Annotated in this window: 4 protein-coding genes and 1 pseudogene; 3 read left to right on the top strand and 2 right to left on the bottom strand. The window is 66.5% G+C overall.

Features of this window, described 5'->3' with window-relative positions; genetic code table 11:
• Positions 1-166 (top strand): annotated as a pseudogene (locus EDC25_RS14865) (IS630 family transposase); the annotation flags it as partial.
• A 52-nt stretch (positions 167-218) separates the two neighbouring features.
• On the opposite strand, the gene EDC25_RS15210 reads toward EDC25_RS14865, so the two are convergent.
• Positions 219-713 (bottom strand): SRA domain-containing endonuclease, encoded by a 495-nt coding sequence (locus tag EDC25_RS15210; protein ID WP_486659959.1) that lies wholly within the window; start codon positions 711-713, stop codon positions 219-221.
• Positions 714-993: 280 nt separating this feature from the next.
• On the opposite strand from EDC25_RS15210, the gene EDC25_RS01660 reads away from it, so the two are divergent.
• Positions 994-3,711, top strand: a complete 2,718-nt coding sequence (locus EDC25_RS01660) for a WD40/YVTN/BNR-like repeat-containing protein (protein WP_132577178.1) — start codon at positions 994-996, stop codon at positions 3,709-3,711.
• 512 nt (positions 3,712-4,223) lie between these two features.
• On the opposite strand, the gene EDC25_RS01655 is transcribed toward EDC25_RS01660, so the two are convergent.
• Positions 4,224-5,141 carry an NAD(P)/FAD-dependent oxidoreductase gene (locus EDC25_RS01655; RefSeq protein ID WP_123522926.1) on the bottom strand — a complete coding sequence of 306 codons (918 nt, stop codon included), beginning with the start codon at positions 5,139-5,141 and terminating at the stop codon, positions 4,224-4,226.
• A gap of 906 nt (positions 5,142-6,047) precedes the next feature.
• Between EDC25_RS01655 and EDC25_RS01650 the strand changes: the two genes are divergently transcribed.
• Positions 6,048-6,599: a Spy/CpxP family protein refolding chaperone gene (locus EDC25_RS01650; RefSeq protein WP_123522899.1), complete on the top strand. Its 552-nt coding sequence runs from the start codon at positions 6,048-6,050 to the stop codon at positions 6,597-6,599.
• Positions 6,600-6,748 lie beyond the last annotated feature (149 nt).

Below are 6,748 nucleotides of genomic sequence, written 5' to 3'. Positions count from 1 at the left end.
GCTTGTCTGGAGCTACACCAAGCGAACCGGGGTCGCGCGAAGCCCGCTGCGTAGTGGCGAGAAGCTGGCCGATCGGGTCCATGCGCAACTGTCCGACATCAAGCTCCGGCCCGACCTGGTGCGCTCGTTCTTCGGGCATCCAAGTGTCGCCTATATTTCTGACTGATCAGTAAGGCGGATTTCGGTCAATTGACGCGATGCGGTCGCCGAAAGATCGATCAATGAGCGCGATTCGTCGCGCTCCTTCTGGAAGGGATCGAACTCATCGTCCACGGGCCGGAGCTTGAAGACGATTGCTTTCCTTGGCCTGCCCCTTGTATCGGGCACATCATGTCGGGCGTAAGCAGCCAGGAACTTGAACTCGCCAAGGAAGCGATACGGCTGACCTTTGCCCATACTTTGGAAGAGGAGCAAGCGCCGGCCTGTTGCAACATGTCCGCGGATGGCACGGTGGCCCGGACATCCTGCATGTCACCCTCTTGCCCCCCTCCGTAATAGTGGAGGATACTTTCTCCGTTCTCTTCTTCCCAGTGGTCATGGTAGCCATGCTGGGCTCCCGCCTCGCCAGTGAAGAGCACTACGAACGGTGACTTGATTGGGGTTGAAATACCACCTTGGCGCTGGCCGCCCAGGCGGCCGTGGATGTCTTCCCGGCGGCTATAGAGCGCGCCGACTTCATAGGGAAGGTCCGCCGTGAGCCTGATCCTTGGCATGTCGGTACCAGGATATCCATCCAGAGCCGCTGAAGAAACGGTGGCATGGACATTTTCGAAGACATGTCGCCGTGTCCCGGTCGACGCATGCCTGTGCCAACGCCGCGAGCCGGGACGCAGTCGGGTAGGGCGCCATCCCAGCAGGCGGCCGCATTCCGCCATCCCGGTCCGTTGCCCGCAACCGCAGCAAAAACCCCGCCGCCACGATACCCTTCGAGCCTGGGCCTTGCCGGTGGTCACTGGTAGGCATGGGGCAGGTCAATCCGGGAGGGAGGAGTCAATGCATCATCGAGTTCTGTTGCCCGCGGCGACGGTCGCGCTGGTCGCGGCCATCGCGGGCGGATGCGCAACGCGTTACGACGTCAAGAAGATGGAGGCGGATGCTTCGCCGATGCGGCCGTCGAAGCCCATGAAGGGCGATTTCTGGGCGCATCGCGTCGCCTATCCGACGATGCATTTCAGCCCGGACTGGTACACCGAGGCGGAGCCGCAGGACCTGGCTGTGCTCTCTGGCGTACCGGCTGGCGAGAAACTGGCCAGGCGCTCTGCGGACTCGCCGCTGGCGCTGGATCCGGCGGGCTGGACCTTCCTTGGGCCGCTGCCCCTGATGAACGGCAGTTACGGCCTGGTGTCGGGGCGCACCAATGTCATCGCGGTCGATCCGCGCGGGCCCGACGGCAGCGGGTTCCACACCGTCTACGCCGCGTCCGACGGCGGTGGTGTCTGGAAATCGACCAACTGCTGCCATGCCGGCACGACCTGGCGCAATGTCACCGACCAGCCGGACATCAAGAGCATCGCGATCGGCGAGCTCTACATCGAGCCCTCGAACCCGGACATCGTCTATGCCGGTACTGGCGACCTGCGCTACGGCTCCTTCTCGTTCGGTTCCGCCGGCATCCTGAAGAGCGTCGATCGCGGCGAGACCTGGGAAGTGCTGGGCGAGGACGTGTTCACGCCGTTCTACCCGCCGTCGGCATCGCTGGGATTCCCGCAGTACCAGGCGGTGGGCAAGATCGTCTCCAGTCCGCTGGATCCGGACACCCTGGTCGTCGGCACCAAGACCGGCCTTTATGTCTCGAACAATGGCGGCGTGGACTGGACCGGTCCGTGCTACACGAATACGCACGCCAGCCAGCGCCAGGACATCACCGGGCTGGTCGCGCACGCCATCGGTGGCCAGGTCCGCCTGATCGCGGCCGTCGGCACGCGCGGCAACCCGACCACGGTGCAGCCTGACCTCGCCAACCTTGGCGCCAACGGCGTCTACCGCGCCACGCTGCCGGCCACCGGCTGCCCCGCGACTGGTGACTGGACACTGCTGGCGAACGGCTGGCCGGCGGGTACCGGCAACGGCAATCCGTCCGGCAAGACGCTGGGCCGGATCGAGCTGGCCGTTGCGCGGACCAACCCCGACATCCTCTACGCCATGGGCGCGCACGCGACCAGCAGCAACGTGCTGGGCGTGTGGCGCAGCAACGACGGCGGCGACAGCTGGACGCAGACGGCGACCGGTTCGGGCGTGCAGGCCAGTGGCTGCCCGTCCGCCAGCGCCGGCGGTTCGCAGATGTGGTACGACGCCGGCCTGGCCGTCGATCCGAACGATCCGGAGACGGTGCTGCTCAGCGGCGTCGACGTGTATCGATCCACCAACGGCGGCACCTCGTTCCAGAACATCACCTGCGGCTACGGCAACGGCAACGTCCATGTCGACCAGCACGCGCGCGCCTACCTGCCCAGCGGCGGTGGCAACTACGACAGCGACAAGGTGCTGGTCGGTGGCGACGGTGGCGTGTACTACACGTCCAACATCCGCTTCGGATCGGGTGGCACCTCGGCGGCGAACCGGCCGACCTACATCTCGCTCAACCAGACCATCGGTTCGATCGAACTGTATTCGGGCGACATCTCCGGCAACTTCGCCGATTCGCCGCTGCCGGGCGCCAGCGCGGGTGCGCAGGACAATGGCAGCTCGTGGGCGCGCTGGAACAGCGGCGAGCCCGGACCGGCGCAGTGGACCGTGCGCAACGGCGGCGACGGCATCTTCACGCGCATCGAGCCGGTGCTGGAAAACCGCTGGTACTACTCCAGCCAGAACGGCGCCATCGTGGTCTCGACCAGCGGGCCGAACAGCTCGCCGTCGGCGGCGTATCCGTCGGGCTGGGGTGGTGACACGCTCAGCTTCATCATGCCGTTCGAGCTGTACCGCTATGGCGAACTCGACGAACCCGGCAGCGGTTGCACGTCCGCGCAGGGCTGCACCTACATGATCGCCGGCACGACGCGCGTGTGGGAAACCCTGACCGGCGCGATTCCACGTACGAGCTGGTACGCCAACAGCCCGCACCTGACCAAGGGCACGCTGGGCAACCGGTCCTTCATCAACCAGCTTGCGCATGCGACGAGCACGCCATCGGTGGCGATCGCCGGCACCAATGACGGCAACGTGCAGTACGGCTACGGGCTGAACCAGGGCACCGCCAACAGCGCCACCTGGGTCAACCTGACCGACGGCAACGCGGTGCTGCCGAACCGTCCGGTCATGGACGTGGCCATCGACGTGGACTCGGCGACCAACCCGGGCGCCGGCGCGACCGGTTACGCCGTGCTCGGCGGTTTCGACCAGAACACGCCCGCGACGCCGGGCCATGTCTACCAGGTGGTCTGCACGGCACATTGCTCGACGTTCGCCTGGCGTGATGTCAGCGGCAACCTGCCGAACATCCCCTTCAACGCGGTGGCGGTCAATCCGCACCAGCCGGGCCAGGTCTTCGCCGGTTCGGACTGGGGCCTGTACTACACCGACAACGTCGACGCCGAGACGCCGGTGTGGCACCGCTTCGACAACGGTCTGCCGCGCGTGATGATCTGGGACATGGCGATCGACCGCGGCTTCACCACGCTGGCCGTGTTCACGCGCGGTCGCGGGGTCTGGGTTTGGCCGCTGCCGACCGCCCCGGACGACACGATCTTCAAGGACGGCTTCGAGCTGCGCTGATGCCCGGACGCGCGGATGGCCCACATCCGCGCGCCGTAAACGGACAATCCGGTGCTGATCGAACGGGGCCCGTCATACCGGCCCCGTTCTTCTTTCTGCGCCGATGCCGGAATCAGGTGGCAGCGATCTTCGGGCGGTGATGAGGCGATCAGCGTGGCCCGATCAGCGCGGCCCAGTCAGCGTGGCCCAGTCAGCGTGGCGCAATCAGCGTGGCGCAATCAGCGTGGCGCAATCAGCGTGGCCCGATCAGCGCGGCCCAGTCAGCGTGGCCCAGTCAGCGTGGCGCAATCAGCGTGGCGCAATCAGCGTGGCCCGATCAGCGTGGCCCGATCAGCGTGGCCCGATCAGCGCGGCCCGATCAGCGCGGCCCGATCAGCGCGGCCCGATCAGCGCGGCCCGATCAGCGTGGCCCAGTCAGCGTGGCCCAGTCAGCGTGGCCCAGTCAGCGTGGCCCAGTCAGCGTGGCTCAGTCAGCGTGGCGCAATCAGCGTGGCCCGATCAGCGTGGCCCGATCAGCGTGGGGCGATCGGGAGCATGGCGTGGATGCGGGTGGCGGCGATGGCGGCATGGCCGACGGCCACTGAGATCTGGTTGAGACCGCTGACGACGTCGCCGACGGCGAACAGGCCGGGTTGCGCGGTCATCTGGTGGCGGTCGACGATGATCTCGCCGGTGTCGGAGAGGGTGGCGCCTGCCTCGACGGCGAGTCGGGTGTCGGTGCGGCCGCCGATGAACGGATAGATCGAATCGAACACCAGGCGCGTGCCATCGGCTGACGTGGCGCTGCATCGGTGTCCGTCGAATTCCAGCATCACCTTGGGCGCGAGCTGCTGGACGCCCGCTTCCAGGGCGCGTCGGTAGCCTTCGCCGCCGTCGGTGTCGTCGCTGGGAAGCAGGTGGACACGGTTGCTGTAGGCGCGCAGGAACAGGGCATGCGAGCCGATTTCGGCTGCCGGACCGTAGACGCCGAGGCAGGTGTCGCGCGCTTCGAAGGCGTCGCAGACCGAACACAGCCGGATGGCGCCGCAGGCGATCGCTTCGGCGATCCACGGCTGGTCCGGCAGCTTGTCGACGATGCCGGTGGCGAGGATGACGCAGCGCGCCTGCCATTGCCGCGTGTTGCAGGACAGCACGAAGACACCTTCGGGTTCCGAAGGCGCCTCGATCCGGTCGATCTTCGCCTGCTCGAATCGTGCGCCCGCGTCGAGTGCCTGTTGCCGCATGCGACGCAGCAGTTCCGGACCGGCCACGCCGTTGGGAAAGCCGGGGCAGTTGTTGCTCTCGGGAATCCATCGGGCGCGGCTGTCGCCGCCGTCGAATACCCGGCAGTCACGCAGGAAGCGGCCCAGGTAGGTGGCGGCGGTCAGCCCACCCGGGCCGGCGCCGACCACGGCGACGTCGCAGGTACCTGCGGCGGAGTTGTTCGGCATTTCCATCTCCTGCTGGGGACTCGCCGGCCTACTATCGGCCAGGTTGCGTGAACAGAACGACGAACGGGCGGATGAGCGGCGCCTGGCCAGCGGCTCAGGGTAGCGGTGTCAGTCGGGCTGCGTCGCTGGGTGGCCAGTTCGGCGACATCGGCTTCGCCGATTTCGGGACACTGATTTCGCGGTGCTGCCTCCGGTGCCGATTCCGCAATGCCAGTTCCGCAATGCCCATTCCCCGGTGCCGGAAGGCGTCTGCCCCGTACGGGTGTGCCGTTTCGGGTCTGCCGATTCGGGTGTGCCGATTCGGGTGTGCCGATTCGGGTGTGCCGGTTCGGGTGTGCGGTCGGGTGTGCCGGTTCGGGTGTGCCGGTTCGGGTGTGCGGTCGGGTGTGCGGTCGGGTGTGCGGTCGGATTTGCGGTTGCGGTTCGGTCGTGCGGTTCGGGTGCTGCGGCCCTGTTCTGGGTTGGGCGGTCGGTGTGCTGGTCGGGGCATGGTGGGCGGTCGGTTGTGTGCGGTCATGTCGGATAGGCGATGTCAGGGAGCTGATCGGGAGCCGTCATCGTTGTGAAGCGAGGTCGCCTGTGTTCTGTAGCAGCCTGATCGCAGGCTCAGTAGTGGTGAGGCACATCCCAGGTCTATTGCCCCCCCCCCCCCCCCTCCGGTGAAGCCCAGAGCGAAGCGCCGATTCGCGGGACAACCGGTCAGCAACCCGGCCGTCACACCCGCGAAGGCGGGTGTCCAGTCTTCGCGTCGTCGTGCACGGTTCAAGGTTTTGCCGCGTACTGCGGTGTGCCGTCATGCGCCATGGCAACGACCGCCGCGGTCGCGCCTGACCCTTGCCTCGTGCCGTCATTTGATTGTCCGTACCCGCGCCGTGAAAACCTGGCGCTTCCGCTAACATTCGCGATATGAAGACGACTTTTCTGATGATGTTGTTGGCCGTGTCGACGACGACGGCGGCCACCGAAACACCCAGTACCTATGCCGGTGAGCAGACGCGGGAAATCAAAGCGTTGTCGCCGGAGCGTGTTGCCGGTCTGCTCGCCGGTGCGGGCCTGGGACTAGCGAAGGCAGCCGAGCTCAACCGCTATCCCGGGCCCATGCATGTGCTGGAACTGGCGGCGGATTTGGGCCTCAGTGACGAGCAGGTCGAAGCAACGCGTGCGCTTCGGGCGGAAGTGGTCTCGAACGCGAAGGCACTGGGGGCGGAACTGGTGGCGGCCGAGACAGAGCTGGATGCACTGTTCCGCTCCGGCGAGGCGAGTACGTCGCGTGTCGATGAGCTGGTGCAGTCGATCGGCGCCCTTGAGGCACGGCTGCGTGCGGTGCATCTGAACGCCCATGTCGCGCAGCGTGACGTGCTCACTGCCGAGCAGGTCGAGCGCTACGTGCAGCTGCGCGGGTACGGCGATTCGCACGATCACCACGGTCACCATCGTCATCACAATCATCATCACTGAAGGGAAAGGGCGGTGCGGTTTCGCCGGCCTTTATTCCTATCCCGTGGCGGATTGACTGGACACCCGCCTTCGCGGGTGTGACGGGCTTGGGGTGATCGGTTGTCCGGCGGTCTCGGCGATGCGCGGAGTGAAGACCTTGTCATCGCATC

Origin of the sequence: Pseudofulvimonas gallinarii (genome assembly GCF_004343305.1) — a bacterium.
GTDB lineage: Bacteria > Pseudomonadota > Gammaproteobacteria > Xanthomonadales > UBA2363 > Pseudofulvimonas > Pseudofulvimonas gallinarii.
Note: the sequence above shows the minus strand (reverse complement) of the source record. Positions and strands in the feature narration are given on the sequence as shown.